This is a genomic window from Falseniella ignava (assembly GCF_002847645.1).
Classification (GTDB): Bacteria; Bacillota; Bacilli; order Lactobacillales; family Aerococcaceae; genus Falseniella; species Falseniella ignava.
In genome coordinates, this window is record NZ_PKHE01000018.1 from 1 (window position 1) to 13,372 (window position 13,372).

Sequence of the window (13,372 nt, forward strand, 5' to 3'; positions counted from 1 at the left end):
AACCTAATTTTTTTAAAAATGTATGTATAGACAGCCAATAATGCCCTGTGGCTTCCATACCTATCAAAGTATTATCAGGCAAACACTCATGCTCATTCATTAAATCAAGTAGTTTTTCAGCACCTTTATGACTATTTGAAAAACGCACAGTTTTTCCGAGATGATTTCCATCCTGATCAAGTAAAGCTGCTTCATGAGCACGCTTACCGATGTCTATACCTAGGTATTGCATATTCATCAACCTTTCTTTAATTAGAAAGAGGTTTTCCCCATACTCTATGGACGATATAGCCTCGTAAGAGATACAGAAACAATGTTCTATCCAGCTGATTCATATACTGTCTATAGAGATGAGGTGCCAGTCTTAAAAGGGAAAAATAATTTTCAAGGAGGAATTGGGCAACCTCAATCTTTACAAACAATTATACCCCGAAAGGGGTAACATGTTTAAAGTCTTAAAAATCATTCATTTAAGACTACATTTATTATACGAGGAGGAATTATGATGAAATATGCTGTAACTCGAAACCAAGAAATTATTTATGCACATCAACTCAATCAGTACTCCAAGCAGCATGGGAACTTATATTGTCCTATCTGTCATCAACGGGTGATTGTTAAATGTAGCAAGCGACAAAAATATTTTTTCAGTCATTTAAAATCCTGTCAATCTTCAGAAAATCAGCCGGAGCGGCGAGTTGTTCAAGAAAGTGACATGCATCATGCAGGTAAAGAAATTTTAAAGCGAGCCCTTGATTTAAAGGATTATAGTGTTAAATTAGAGTATTATTTTGCAGAAATTAACCAACGCGCGGATGTGTTTGTGATGGAACGGCAAACAGGTTGGTCAAGTGTTTTGGAATTTCAATATTCTAAAATTCCACCAGAAGAGATAAAACGCCGAACTGAACTGTATCAAACATTGGTGGACCAGGTTGTATGGTTCTCTTGTTATGAAACATTAAAGCTAGATTCACAGCTAAATCATACATGGCATCATACGATGACAATGTATGATGCGAACTGGGGTTACTATATCCCTTATTTGGATTTGGCGGATCAAACAATCGGTTTTATTCATTCTATTCCATTAATTTATCAAAGAAATCATTACCAACTCCCTAAGACTATCGTTAATTTAGCTACTGGGAATGGAAAAACTAAGGGACATCTTACTTCACAAGGAAGGCGTTCGAACAAAGGATATGCCACTGTTTTGATTGGAATAAAGCGTGATCCAACGTATCGCCGCTCGTTAGTTCAGCTCTATCAGCGTGGGATGAGCTTGGATCATTTACCATGTTGGGTTCTGACAGATTTATGGCAATGTTATTTTTGCTTGAATCCTTTTTGGGAATTAGTGGCTTGGATTCAAGTTTACCAAGCAGAAGATTTTTCATTCGATGAGATGGTAGGTCATTTACTCAGTCATCCGGTTATTTCATGGGGAACGAGTGCCTTTATCGAACGCGAAAGGATTGTCAAGGAGACACTTCACTCAGTACTCGATTTGTTATCTAAAAATCATCATTAAACTAATTTTCATATCACGTGTCATCTGAAGGGAGTTTGTGATAAACTAATGATAACGATTTTACAAGGAGATGATACTGTGAGTGAATCACAATTGAAAACACGTGAACAAAATGATCCGCGTTACCAATGGGATTTAACCCCAATGTTTAAGACGGATGAAGCCTTTGAGGAAAGTTATCAAGCTGCATTAAACGGCTTGGAAAAAGCTAAAGACTATGAAGGTAAGTTAGGGTCTTCAGCTGAAACGTTAGCAGAAGCTATCGATCTGCGTTTAGATCTCGGTCGTCAAGTGAGCAATTTAGGTGTTTATGCTCATTTGAAATATGACCAAGATTCAACCAATAGTACATATCAACAGATGGATGCGAAGACTTCACAACTCTACTCAAAATATGCTCAAGATTTTGCTTATTTTGATCCAGAATTAATGAGTATTGAGGCGAACGAACTCGAAGCGATGATTGATGAAAATTCTCGCTTACAAGCATTGCGCCAATACATCGATAACTTAACACGTTTCCGTGAACATGTTTTACCGCCAGAGCAAGAATTACTTTTAGCGAATGCGAGTGAGATCTTCAATAGTGCTTCCAAAACATTTGGTTTACTGAACAACTCTGACTTTGAATTTCCAACGATTAAAGATAGCGAAGGAAATGATATTAAACTAACCCACGCAACCTATGGGAAATTACTTGAAAGTACTGACCGTGAAGTACGTAAAAATACTTTTGAACAATTCTATTCTGTCTTTGTCCAATATGCTAATACTTTAGCTCATGTCCTAGGAACCGAAATCAAGACACATAACTTTGATGCGAAAATCCGCGGATTTTCATCAGCTCGAAGTGCGGCCTTATTTGACAACAATATTCCTGAAGCAGTCTATGATACTTTATTAGAAACTGTCGGCGGACGATTAGATTTATTACATCGATATGTTGAACTACGTAAACAGTTATTAGGTATTGAAGATCTTGAGATGTATGATATGTATACACCATTACTTGGCGAGCCCGCGATTGAATTTACTTATGAAGAAGCCAAAGAGATTACCTTAAAAGCATTGGCTCCGATGGGTGATGACTATCTATCAATTATTCAAGAAGCATTTGATAATTCATGGATTGATGTCTATGAGAATAAAGGGAAACGCAGTGGAGCCTATTCATCAGGGTCTTACGACAGCTACCCATATATCTTGTTAAACTGGCAAGATGGATTGAACTCACTCTACACGTTAGTGCATGAGTTAGGTCACTCAGTTCATAGTTACTATACCCGTAAAAATCAACCGCTTGAATACGGAGGTTACCCAATCTTCCTAGCAGAGATTGCTTCGACGATGAATGAGAATTTATTAACACAATACTTGCTTGATACGTACGATGATGTGGAAATTAAAAAATACATTATTAACCACTTCCTCGATGGTGTTAAAGGTACTATGTATCGCCAAACGCAATTTGCGGAGTTTGAACATTTTATTCACGAGCAAGATGCAGCGGGACAACCATTAACGAGTGAATTTATGCAAGAGCATTACCAACGTATTAATGAGAAATATTATGGTCCTGCTGTAAATTCAAATTCTGAAATTCGTTATGAATGGACACGGATTCCTCATTTCTACTACAACTATTATGTCTTCCAATATTCAACAGGTTTTGCGGCTGCAACTTACTTTGCGAAGAAAGTTCTTGAAGGTGATCAAGAGACACTTGAGAAGTACTTAAACTTCTTAAAATCAGGACGTAGCCACTATGCGATCGATACGATGAAGATGGCTGGTTTAGATATGACTCAAAAAGAGTATATCGATGAAGCACTCGATGTCTTCGAGCAACGCTTAGGTGAACTTGAAGCTTTATTAGAAAAATAATATATATCATTAAGAAACTCCGCTGCTCTCGGGCAACGGAGTTTTTTGATTAAATTAACTTAATGCGTATCGATCGGATAGTAAGCTTCCAATCGATAAATTGGATGACCTTTTTGGGAGAATTTTTCTTCATATTCAGTCATCACATTATTCGATAAACCATCTTCGTGTAAATCGAGCCAAACTTGTTTTAAAATCCAGCCGCACTGCGACAAATTCGCCAGTGAGTACTCGAATAATCCTCGGTTATCTGTTTTAAAGTGGATCTCTCCTTCGGGCTTCAGCACTTCTCGGTATTGATCTAAGAAATGCTTTGAGGTCAGTCGGCGCTTTTCGTGCCGTTTCTTCGGCCAAGGGTCTGAAAAGTTCAAGTATACAAGATCTACTTCACCGGGTGCAAAGTACTGGTTTAAGTGACCACCATTACCATGAATAATTTGCAAGTTAGGTAGTTGTGCTTCAATTTGTTTATCTAATATCATAACGGTGACACTGGTTTGAATTTCAAGCGCGATGTAATTAATCTCAGGGTTTTGTTTAGCTAAGTTGATAATAAATTGCCCCTTACCTGATCCAACTTCAATATGTAGGGGTTGTTGTTTTTCGAAACGCTCCTGCCAATGGCCTCGATGTGTCTCGGGGGCGGGCGATACGTACTGTGGATAGTCGTTGATACGGTCTTGTGCCCATGGTTTATGGCGCAGTCTCATCATAGTACCTCTTTCTAAGTTGTTGGTAGATTGGTTTTAATTGCATAATCGTTTGGTTCGCTTCATACAATCGACCTTCTTTATAAAACTGTTTGATTAATCGTAAACAGTTAATTACAGAATACCACTCAATTCTTTCCATATAGTTCGAATCTATTTTTACACCATAGTTTGCCAGCCACTGATCCCACTGTGAAGGAGGAAAATATTGGAGTAAGAATTGAGTAAGATCACTGACTGGATCTGCAATTTTCACTTCTTCCCAGTCCACAATATATAGCTTTCCATCGGTCTGCTCAATAAAATTATGGTGATTTAAATCTCCATGGCAAACAGAAAGGGGCACATCCATTAGCGATGAGTTAATATGATTCTGTAAGTCATGGATAATTGAATTAAAGTATTGGTGAGTTTGAAGCGAAGGGGGGAGATTTGTTTGGTATGCTTCAATAAAATCTTGCGGGGCGTAGATACGTCCTCCTACTCGCTTGAGCATAATCAGTAGATGCTCTGAGTGGTGAATATGATAAATCAAATCAACGATTCGTTGTTGATACATGTCCTCACGATTGAGAATTCTTCCATCGCTCCACTCCTGTGCTGTGAGTAAATCACCTGAGTACGTCCGTTCGGTCCATTTTAATTTAGGAACGAGGCCTGCCGCTGCAAGCGTCGCCACAAAAGGTGAGGTATTTCGTTTAAAAAATAATTTTTCGTCGTAGCGAACACCCATATAAGCATCACCCGACTGACCGGGAATCGGATGGAGTTCCCATTCTTCTTGATTCATAAACGATTCTCACCTCTTTCTTGAACGATTTTGGATTCAATTAATTGGATAATTGCATGGGTGAATAATCAATCACATCTCCAGTGATTGCATCACTCGCAAACTGATAATAAACAAGTTGGTCATCTTTTGCAACAGTAACCCCACCGATATATACCATTGGGGCATTATCGAATAAATCATACTCGATTGTATCGTAATCAATCCAGGCTCCTTTAACTACACCTAAAGATCCAAAGTATTCTTTTGTTTGTTGTAAAACATGTGATGGATTTTGAGGACGGTTGCGTTGAACTAGCCATGCAATCCCAGCGCCCATGGCGGTTCCGGCGATAAAAGCGCCAGCAATTGTTAATTCTTTTTGATATCTCATAAGACACACTCCCTTAAGTTATAATTACTATTTTAACACGATAAAAGGCAAAGACCAAATATGTGTAAAGATTGAATTTAAGGTGTATTTGTGACACAATTATAATGATAGAATGCAATAAGAAAACGGAGGACGATAAGATGTCAGACAAATTATTTCAACGCATTAAAGAGCTTACGGAATTACAAGGAATCTCAGGATATGAGCGTAATGTACGTCAATATTTAGTAGAGCATATGACACCTTTGGTCGATGAGATTGAAGTGTCTGATCTAGGTAATGTTTACGGTATCATTAGATCAAAACAACAAAATGCGCCGAAAGTTATGATTGCAGCCCATATGGATGAAGTAGGCTTTATGGTAACAGAAATCCATAATAATGGAACCATGTCCGTAACGCCAATTGGGGGTTGGAACGTCTATGCCGTCTCAGCGCAACGTTACACCTTGCAAACTGCTAAAGGTGACTATCCTATAGTATCGAGTGCAGTCGCACCGCATTTATTGCGTGGCGGTGGGCAAGCAGCCAGTCTGAAGCCAGAAGATATTCGTTTTGATGCAGGCTTTGATTCTAAAGAAGAAGCGGAAAGCTATGGTGTTCGTCCAGGAAATACGATTGTCCCTGAAGTGGAAACAATCTATGCAGCGAATGGGAAGAATTTAATCGGAAAAGCTTGGGATAACCGCTATGGTTGTGTGGCAATTTTAGATTTATTAGAATACGTACAAGGAAAAGAATTAGATTGTGACTTAATTATTGGCGCGAACGTTCAAGAAGAAGTTGGGTTACGTGGTGTTCGTGGAGCGGTAACCCGTTACCAACCGGATGTGTTTATTGCGGTAGATTGCTCACCTGCAGGGGACGCAGAAAGCTCTACAGGGGTTCAAGGACGTCTTGGTGGAGGATTCTTATTACGAATGCAAGATCCAGGCATGTTGACCCATCGTGGGTTAATTGATTATTTCGTTGAAACAGCTGAACGCCATGAGATTGATTATCAATATTTCTTCTCAAAAGGCGGTACGGATGCAGGAGCTGCTCATACGATGAATGAAGGTATTATTAGTGGTGTAATTGGCGTTCCGGCACGTTATATTCACGGTCATCAATCAATTTATCGACTGTCAGATTACAAAGCAGCGATTGCTATGCTGCAACAAGTTGTCACGGAATTTAATGTAGAAACATTAAAAACAATCCGTGAAAATAATTAGGAGGGAAGCCTATGTGGTTAGCATTTTATAATCCAACAGCAACAGGAGATGTCCTGTTATTAACGCGAGATAGCAACTCAACAAGTGCAAAATCATTCGAACGAAAAGGTGATGTCGCGGTAGTTCGTCCGGCACACCAAGAGGAAATTGTCAGTGTCAATATATTCAACGCTTCTCAATACTTAGACTTAAGCGAAACGGGTCAAGTTTTGTTGTCTGATGAACAACTCAAAACAATCAATGAGTTGATCTCAAAAACCGATTATGAGGCAGAAGTGAAGGTTGATGCGACACCGAAATTTGTAGTGGGGTACGTTGAATCTTGCGATCCAGTCGAAGATAGTGATCATCTTTCGCTTACGCAGACGAATGTAGGTGATACAACCTTACAAATTGTATGTGGAGCGAAAAATATTCGCCAGGGACTGCATGTATTAGTAGCACGTCCAGGCGCAGTAATGCCAAGTGGTTTAATTATTTGGCCAAGTGAACTGCGTGGTGTTCCAAGCTATGGCATGGTCTGTTCAACTCGTGAGTTGCAACTCGAAGGAGTAGGCAATACTGAAGGAATATGGGAATTGCCAGATCATTTTGAACCAGGGACACCATTAGATGAAGTAATCGCACAATTGAATTAAGGAAAGAGTGGAGAGAATGTCTCAAGGACATGAGCAGAATAAAGAATTGAATCGAAAGTTTGATGCTCAGTCAGCTCGACGTCAAAGAGAACAAGATTTAGAGATGCCACCGATATTAAAAGATACTAATATACGTAAGACAACTCAGTCCTTTAGTTCATCATCCCAATTGCATCCCAAGTCATCATGGAAACAGCCTGCGTCGATGTCGACTGACTTAGCGAACCATTATGAAGTTCCATTTGAACGCCAACAGACTCGTTCACAAGTGTCGCATAAAGAGTGGCGGACTACAGATGATTCATTACTTCAACGTCAGTCCGTCCTGTCGGATACAGCGACACCGAAGACCGACTACCAACCTTCGTATCTAGCGACGAGGCCAGCAAAAAATAACCTAGGTGATTCAAACGAAAAACTTGATTCAGAGAGTATAAACAAGTATTATATAAAATCGGAACGTTCATCTTACTCTCCACCTCAACTTCCGCATGGAGAGCAAAATTTAGAGTCCTCAAACGACACGATGAACACACATCGAAAGTCATCAGCAAGCTCTAAGGATTCAATTGATCCATCGGCTATTCCTGAATTAGTTCAGCGATTGTCGAAATCATATGAAGACTTTCTATTGTTCGATCTTCAGGAGGAATAATTTTATGCACTTAGACAAAACTAAAACGTATCACTTTATTGGAATTAAAGGCTCAGGTATGAGTGCGCTAGCGCTGATATTACATGGGGAAGGCTATAAAGTCCAAGGTAGTGACGTTGGTAAGTATTTCTTCACACAACAAGAACTTGAAAATCATGAAATTCCAATTTTTACTTTTGATGCTGATAATATTCACTCAGATTACGTGGTAATTGGTGGTAATGCCTTTGGTGAGGATCATCCAGAGATTCAACAAGCACAAGCTTTAGATTGTGAGTTTTACCGGTATCATGATTTTCTAGGAAAAATGATTGAAGGGTATATTAGTATTGGAATCACAGGATCACACGGCAAGACTTCTACGACAGGTCTTTTGGCGCATGTGTTGAGCCATTTAGCCCCAACCAGTTATTTGATTGGGGACGGTACAGGGTCAGGAGATGAGGAAGCTACTTACTTTGTATTAGAGGCCTGTGAATATCGTCGTCATTTTCTAGCGTATTCACCGGATTACGCCATTATAACAAATGTAGATTTTGACCATCCAGACTATTTCCGTTCGATTGACGATGTGTTTGATGCGATGACTACATTTGCCAATCAAGCTAAAAAGGCCATTATAGCGTGTGGTGAAGACCCATTATTACGACAAATTGAAACATCCGTTCCAATCCGTTACTACGGATTAACTGAGGAGTGCGATATTCAAGCGACACAAATTGAACGAACCGTTGAAGGCTCAAATTTTGATGTAATTTATTATGGTCAGAATATGGGACATTTCTCAATTCCAGTTTATGGAGAACATAATATTTTGAATGCCTTAGCGGTAATCGGAGTATTGTTAGAGGAAGGTTTCGATTCAGTACAAATACAGAAATATTTAGCGAATTTCCCAGGTGTAAAACGTCGTTTTTCAAGTCGACAAGTTAATCAATTAACAATTATTGATGATTATGCGCACCATCCTTCAGAAATTGAAGCGACGATTGATGCAGCCAAACAACGCTATCCAGATCGAGAGATTGTAGCGATTTTCCAACCGCATACGTTCAGTCGGACGACAGCGCTCTTAAGTGAATTTGCTGAAGCATTAAAACAAGCGGATGTCATCTATCTAGTTGATATCTTTACCTCGGCAAGAGAACAGTCAGGTCGGGTAAGGATTGAAGACTTAGCCAGTTTGATTGGAGATGAAGTCGAATTGATTTCGCAAGACCATCTTTCACCATTAATGGATTATGAAGACGCCGTTATATTATTTATGGGTGCGGGTGATATTGATGAATTATCTAAGCACTTCGAACAGTCTTACGCACAATTAAGACCAAACTTACTTTAAGATGCCAACCAATGAAAAATGCTTTTCATTGGTTTTTTGTTTATAATAAAGATGGAGGGGATAAGATGACAACTCGAAAAATAGTATTAATTGATGGAAGCAGCCTAGCTTATCGTGCGTTTTATTCGATTTTAGATTTAGAACGCTTTAAAAATCAAGCAGGATTGCATACGAACGCTTTGTATAGCTTCTATCGTATGTTAGATAATCTTATCAAACAATTTGATCCGACACATATTATGGTTGCATTTGACCAAGCGGGACCAACGTTTCGGACCGAGATGTATCAAGAATATAAAGGGGGGCGCCAAAGTACGCCGCCTGAATTAAAGGAACAAATGCCATATTTACGAGTCTTACTCGATGCTTTTGGCATTCAATATTATGATATGGCTGAATTTGAAGCGGATGATATTATTGGAACGTTGGCGTATCAAGCAGATTCGAATGACCAAGTCCATGTAATTTCTGGGGACCGAGATTTGATTCAATTGGCAAGCCCACAAACGACGGTCCATATTACGCGTCGTGGTGTCAGTGATTTAGTCGAATACACGCCAGAAACGATTAAAGAAGAATACGAGATTACACCTCGACAAATTATTGATTTGAAAGGTTTGGTTGGGGATAGCTCCGATAATTATCCTGGTGTAACGCGTATTGGTGAAAAGACTGGACTTAAATTGCTCTATGAATACCATTCGATTCCAGAGCTTTATGAACGAATTGATGAATTAAAACCATCAAAAATGAAAGAGAACCTGATTAACGAACGAGATATTGCCTTTATGTGTCGTGATTTAGCGGAGATTAAGCGCGATATTGATTTAAAATTTAAATTGGATGACTTTGCTTATCACGGGAGAGATATTGAAGCCTTAATCGAATTTAACCGTTCGATGAATTTTAATTCTTTTTTAAGTGATTTAATGCAGGATAATCCGGTAGTTTTTTCTAATCAAGCTAACGAAGTTCCCGATGCACCTGACTATGAAATCAACTATTTAAAACAAATCGAATCGACCCATTTACCGGATGCAGCGACAATATACTTTGAAACATTAAGAAGTAATTATCATGAAGAACCGATTCAAGCGGTTGCATGGTATGATATTTCAACTCAAAACGCTTTTGTCACGGAAGCGAATATTGCTTTTGATAGCGAAGAGTTTAGAGCGTGGTTAGAAGATCCGATGATACCAAAGACTATGTTTGACTCTAAGCGGACGCAAGTTCTAGCTCACCGAAATGGTGTGGAATTAAAAGGTATTGACTTCGACTGTTTAATCGCGGCTTATTTAGTGATGAATGATCACCTTAAGGAAATTCCTGATATTTTACGGGAGTTTAATATCCCATTAGCGGTAGCTTATGATGAGGCTGTTTATGGCAAAGGTAAAAAGATTGCTTGGCCGTCAGAAGAAGTTTGGCAACCACACTTAGCAAGTAAAGTGGTCGCCTTATCCCAATTGGTAGAACCCTTAAAAGAACGTTTAAATACACTCGATATGATGGAATTATATACGGATATCGATATGCCGGTAGCCCGTATATTATCCGAAATGGAAATAACGGGAATTAAAGTTGATCCGGAGATACTCCAAGCTAAAAGTGAGGAAATCGAAGCTCGCCTGTTAGAGATTGAAAAGGATGTATTCCAATTGGCGGGAGAATCCTTTAATTTGAATTCACCCAAGCAGTTAGGTGAAATTTTATTTGAAAAGTTAAACCTGCCAGTAATTAAGAAGACGAAGACAGGGTATAGTACGTCAGCGGATGTGCTAGAAAAGCTACAACATCAACACCCGATTATTGAATTAATTCTAGATTATCGTCAACTTAATAAGTTGCAAGGGACTTATTTAATTGGATTACAAGATTATATTCAAGCAGATGGGAAAATTCATACCCATTTTGTTCAAACACTGACCCAAACGGGGCGGTTATCTAGTACCGATCCGAATTTACAAAATATTCCAATTCGAATTGAGGAAGGACGTAAAATCCGTCAAGCCTTTGTACCAAGTGAGCCGGGCTGGCAATTATTTAGTGCAGACTACTCACAAATAGAATTGCGTGTCCTCGCTCATATCAGTGGGGATAAAGCCATGCAACAAGCCTTTATTGATGGAGAAGATATTCATTCGGCGACAGCTCGAGCGATATTTCATTTAGATGGCGATCAAAAAGTTACCCCGAACGATCGACGTCAAGCTAAGGCAGTTAACTTTGGGATTGTCTATGGTATTAGTGATTACGGGTTGTCACAAAACTTGAATATTTCAAGAGCTGAAGCTAAACGCTTCATCGATCGCTATTTAGAGACCTATAGTGGAATTCATCAATTTATGGAAAAGATTGTCGAGCAAGCGAAGAAGGATGGGTATGTTAGTACGCTATTCCATCGTCGACGTTACTTGCCAGATATTCACTCAAGCAACTTTAATGTTCGTTCTTTTGCTGAGCGGACGGCTTTAAATTCACCGATTCAAGGTACAGCTGCAGATATTATTAAAATTGCGATGATTCGATTAGCAGAAAAACTAGAGGCAATGAATTTATCTTCTCGAATCCTTCTGCAAGTGCATGACGAATTGATCCTTGAAGGACCGAGTGAAGAGATGGAAATCTTAAGTGAGATTGTTCCAGCGATGATGGAACAAGCAGTTGAATTATCGATTCCGTTAATTGTCGATTATAATCAGGGCAATAATTGGTACGAGTTATAAGCATAAGAAAGTAGGGAAGCTATGCCTGAATTACCCGAAGTCGAAGTGAATCGCAGAGGACTGGAACGGTTAGTTCAAGACAAAGTCATCAAAAATGTTCAAGTATTTTGGCCAAAAATTGTTGCGGATATGGATGTAACAGCGTGGCAAGAACGGTTAATCGACCAACAAATTCTCTCTGTGAGTCGACGCGGAAAGTTTTTAATTTTTAATTTAACGGATGGGTATCTTATCTCCCACTTACGTATGGAAGGGAAATACTTCTTTTATTTACCCGAAGAGGTGCCGCTCGATAGAGATAAACACAGCCATATTATTTTTACGTTCGAGGCTAACAGTCAACTTCATTATCATGATGTCCGTAAGTTTGGTCGGATGAATTGGGTTGAAGCTGGGGAGTTGGATTCATTCTTTGATGCGAGACAACTCGGACCTGAGCCGACAGAACGTGAGTTTGATCTAGAGGTTTTTACTCAACAATTGCACGAATGTCGTCAAATGATTAAACCTGCCCTTTTATCGCAGCGCTATGTAGCGGGTTTAGGTAATATTTATGTAGATGAAGCATTATATTTAGCACAAATTCATCCCATGACTCGAGCTAATACCCTGACAGAGTCCGAAATTTGTCGGCTTCATCATCAAATTATCGATGTCCTACAGCGAGCTGTTGCTGCAGGTGGGTCCACTATCCGAACTTATCGCAATATTATCGATGAAGCAGGCAGCTATCAAGATCAATTAATTGTGTATGGAAAACAAGGTGAGCTCTGTCCACGATGCCAGACCCCGATTGAAAAGATGAAAGTAGCTCAACGCGGGACGCACTGGTGCCCGACATGTCAAATATTAAAGGAGAGATAAAATGTATGTTGTGGCGATTACAGGCGGGATTGCGACAGGAAAATCAACTGTAACTCGTTTTATCTTGGAGCTAGGGTATCCGGTGATTGATTTAGACCATGTAGCTCGTCAAGTTGTTGAAGTAGGTCAACCTTGTTGGCAAGCAATTGTAGATCGGTTCGGAACAGACATTCTCCAACAAGATCAGACTTTGAATCGAAAAAAATTGGGTGAACTCGTCTTTAACGATTCGGACGCGTTGGAACAGTTAAATCAAATTATGCATCCAGCAATATATCAAGCGACTCTACAGCAACTTGCATATTACCGAGAGAAAGCGGAACCGCTTTGTTTTATCGATATTCCCTTGCTGTTTGAAACCGAAGAAAATTACCCTTATGATGAATCTTGGCTAATCTATGTGCCGGAAAATATACAATTAGAGCGCTTAATGGCACGTGATCATTTATCAAAAGAAGAAGCATTACAACGAATGAAACAACAACAATCGATAGAATGGAAAAAGACCGTTGCAGACCGGATTATTTATAATGATGGATCCTTTTCCCAAACCTATCAGCAAGTAAGAAATGAACTTGAAAGAATAGGTAAACTTATTACATTGTGATAAACTATATTTATTATTGATTAGAAGGA

Annotated in this window: 13 protein-coding genes; 9 read left to right on the forward strand and 4 right to left on the reverse strand. The window is 39.2% G+C overall.

Annotation, left to right across the window (positions count from 1 at the left end; all coding sequences use genetic code 11):
- The coding region (locus CYJ57_RS06335; RefSeq protein ID WP_143826748.1) for an IS110 family transposase at window positions 1–232 on the reverse strand (232 nt) is incomplete at its 3' end.
- 273 nt (window positions 233–505) lie between these two features.
- On the opposite strand from CYJ57_RS06335, the gene CYJ57_RS06340 reads away from it, so the two are divergent.
- The gene (locus tag CYJ57_RS06340) at window positions 506–1,534 is read left to right on the forward strand and encodes a competence protein CoiA (RefSeq protein ID WP_180764423.1); all 1,029 of its coding nucleotides are present in this window, start codon (window positions 506–508) and stop codon (window positions 1,532–1,534) included.
- 78 nt (window positions 1,535–1,612) lie between these two features.
- Window positions 1,613–3,418, forward strand: coding sequence for an oligoendopeptidase F (gene pepF / locus CYJ57_RS06345; RefSeq protein ID WP_101954571.1), 1,806 nt, complete (start codon window positions 1,613–1,615; stop codon window positions 3,416–3,418).
- Between the two features lie 59 nt (window positions 3,419–3,477).
- Here pepF and trmB read toward each other — a convergent pair whose 3' ends face one another.
- The 3 genes from trmB to CYJ57_RS06360 are packed head-to-tail and all read right to left on the reverse strand — an operon-like array spanning window position 3,478 to window position 5,291.
- Window positions 3,478–4,128, reverse strand: coding sequence for a tRNA (guanosine(46)-N7)-methyltransferase TrmB (gene trmB / locus CYJ57_RS06350; protein WP_101954572.1), 651 nt, complete (start codon window positions 4,126–4,128; stop codon window positions 3,478–3,480).
- Entirely contained in the window at window positions 4,112–4,918 is an 807-nt protein-coding gene (locus CYJ57_RS06355; protein ID WP_006702055.1) for a phosphotransferase family protein, read from the reverse strand. The genes trmB and CYJ57_RS06355 overlap by 17 nt, the downstream gene beginning before the upstream one ends.
- A 40-nt stretch (window positions 4,919–4,958) precedes the next feature.
- Entirely contained in the window at window positions 4,959–5,291 is a 333-nt protein-coding gene (locus CYJ57_RS06360; protein WP_006702056.1) for a hypothetical protein, read from the reverse strand.
- A 140-nt stretch (window positions 5,292–5,431) separates the two neighbouring features.
- On the opposite strand from CYJ57_RS06360, the gene pepA reads away from it, so the two are divergent.
- The 7 genes from pepA (at window position 5,432) to coaE (ending at window position 13,343) form a co-directional block, all read left to right on the forward strand.
- Complete coding sequence (gene pepA / locus CYJ57_RS06365) at window positions 5,432–6,508, forward strand: glutamyl aminopeptidase (RefSeq protein ID WP_101954573.1); 1,077 nt, start codon at window positions 5,432–5,434, stop codon at window positions 6,506–6,508.
- A gap of 11 nt (window positions 6,509–6,519) precedes the next feature.
- Complete coding sequence (gene ytpR / locus CYJ57_RS06370; RefSeq protein WP_101954574.1) at window positions 6,520–7,146, forward strand: YtpR family tRNA-binding protein; 627 nt, start codon at window positions 6,520–6,522, stop codon at window positions 7,144–7,146.
- Window positions 7,147–7,162: 16 nt separating this feature from the next.
- On the forward strand, window positions 7,163–7,801 hold the full coding sequence (locus CYJ57_RS06375; RefSeq protein WP_006702059.1) for a hypothetical protein: 639 nt from the start codon (window positions 7,163–7,165) through the stop codon (window positions 7,799–7,801).
- A 4-nt stretch (window positions 7,802–7,805) separates the two neighbouring features.
- Window positions 7,806–9,143 carry a UDP-N-acetylmuramate--L-alanine ligase gene (gene murC / locus CYJ57_RS06380; RefSeq protein WP_101954575.1) on the forward strand — a complete coding sequence of 446 codons (1,338 nt, stop codon included), beginning with the start codon at window positions 7,806–7,808 and terminating at the stop codon, window positions 9,141–9,143.
- A gap of 65 nt (window positions 9,144–9,208) precedes the next feature.
- Window positions 9,209–11,872 (forward strand): DNA polymerase I, encoded by a 2,664-nt coding sequence (polA, locus tag CYJ57_RS06385; protein WP_101954577.1) that lies wholly within the window; start codon window positions 9,209–9,211, stop codon window positions 11,870–11,872.
- A gap of 21 nt (window positions 11,873–11,893) precedes the next feature.
- Window positions 11,894–12,736 carry a DNA-formamidopyrimidine glycosylase gene (mutM, locus tag CYJ57_RS06390; protein ID WP_101954578.1) on the forward strand — a complete coding sequence of 281 codons (843 nt, stop codon included), beginning with the start codon at window positions 11,894–11,896 and terminating at the stop codon, window positions 12,734–12,736.
- A 1-nt stretch (window position 12,737) separates the two neighbouring features.
- Window positions 12,738–13,343 (forward strand): dephospho-CoA kinase, encoded by a 606-nt coding sequence (coaE, locus tag CYJ57_RS06395; protein WP_101954580.1) that lies wholly within the window; start codon window positions 12,738–12,740, stop codon window positions 13,341–13,343.
- The last annotated feature ends 29 nt before the right edge of the window (window positions 13,344–13,372 follow it).

Excerpts from the sequence above, each read along its gene's own strand:
- CYJ57_RS06355 (WP_006702055.1), bottom strand. The coding sequence starts at position 4,918 with ATGAATCAAGAAGAATGGGAACTCCATCCGATTCCCGGTCAGTCGGGT.
- CYJ57_RS06340 (WP_180764423.1), top strand. The coding sequence starts at position 506 with ATGAAATATGCTGTAACTCGAAACCAAGAAATTATTTATGCACATCAA.
- pepA (WP_101954573.1), top strand. The coding sequence starts at position 5,432 with ATGTCAGACAAATTATTTCAACGCATTAAAGAGCTTACGGAATTACAA.
- ytpR (WP_101954574.1), top strand. The coding sequence starts at position 6,520 with ATGTGGTTAGCATTTTATAATCCAACAGCAACAGGAGATGTCCTGTTA.
- coaE (WP_101954580.1), top strand. The coding sequence starts at position 12,738 with ATGTATGTTGTGGCGATTACAGGCGGGATTGCGACAGGAAAATCAACT.
- mutM (WP_101954578.1), top strand. The coding sequence starts at position 11,894 with ATGCCTGAATTACCCGAAGTCGAAGTGAATCGCAGAGGACTGGAACGG.
- CYJ57_RS06375 (WP_006702059.1), top strand. The coding sequence starts at position 7,163 with ATGTCTCAAGGACATGAGCAGAATAAAGAATTGAATCGAAAGTTTGAT.
- murC (WP_101954575.1), top strand. The coding sequence starts at position 7,806 with ATGCACTTAGACAAAACTAAAACGTATCACTTTATTGGAATTAAAGGC.
- CYJ57_RS06360 (WP_006702056.1), bottom strand. The coding sequence starts at position 5,291 with ATGAGATATCAAAAAGAATTAACAATTGCTGGCGCTTTTATCGCCGGA.
- trmB (WP_101954572.1), bottom strand. The coding sequence starts at position 4,128 with ATGAGACTGCGCCATAAACCATGGGCACAAGACCGTATCAACGACTAT.
- polA (WP_101954577.1), top strand. The coding sequence starts at position 9,209 with ATGACAACTCGAAAAATAGTATTAATTGATGGAAGCAGCCTAGCTTAT.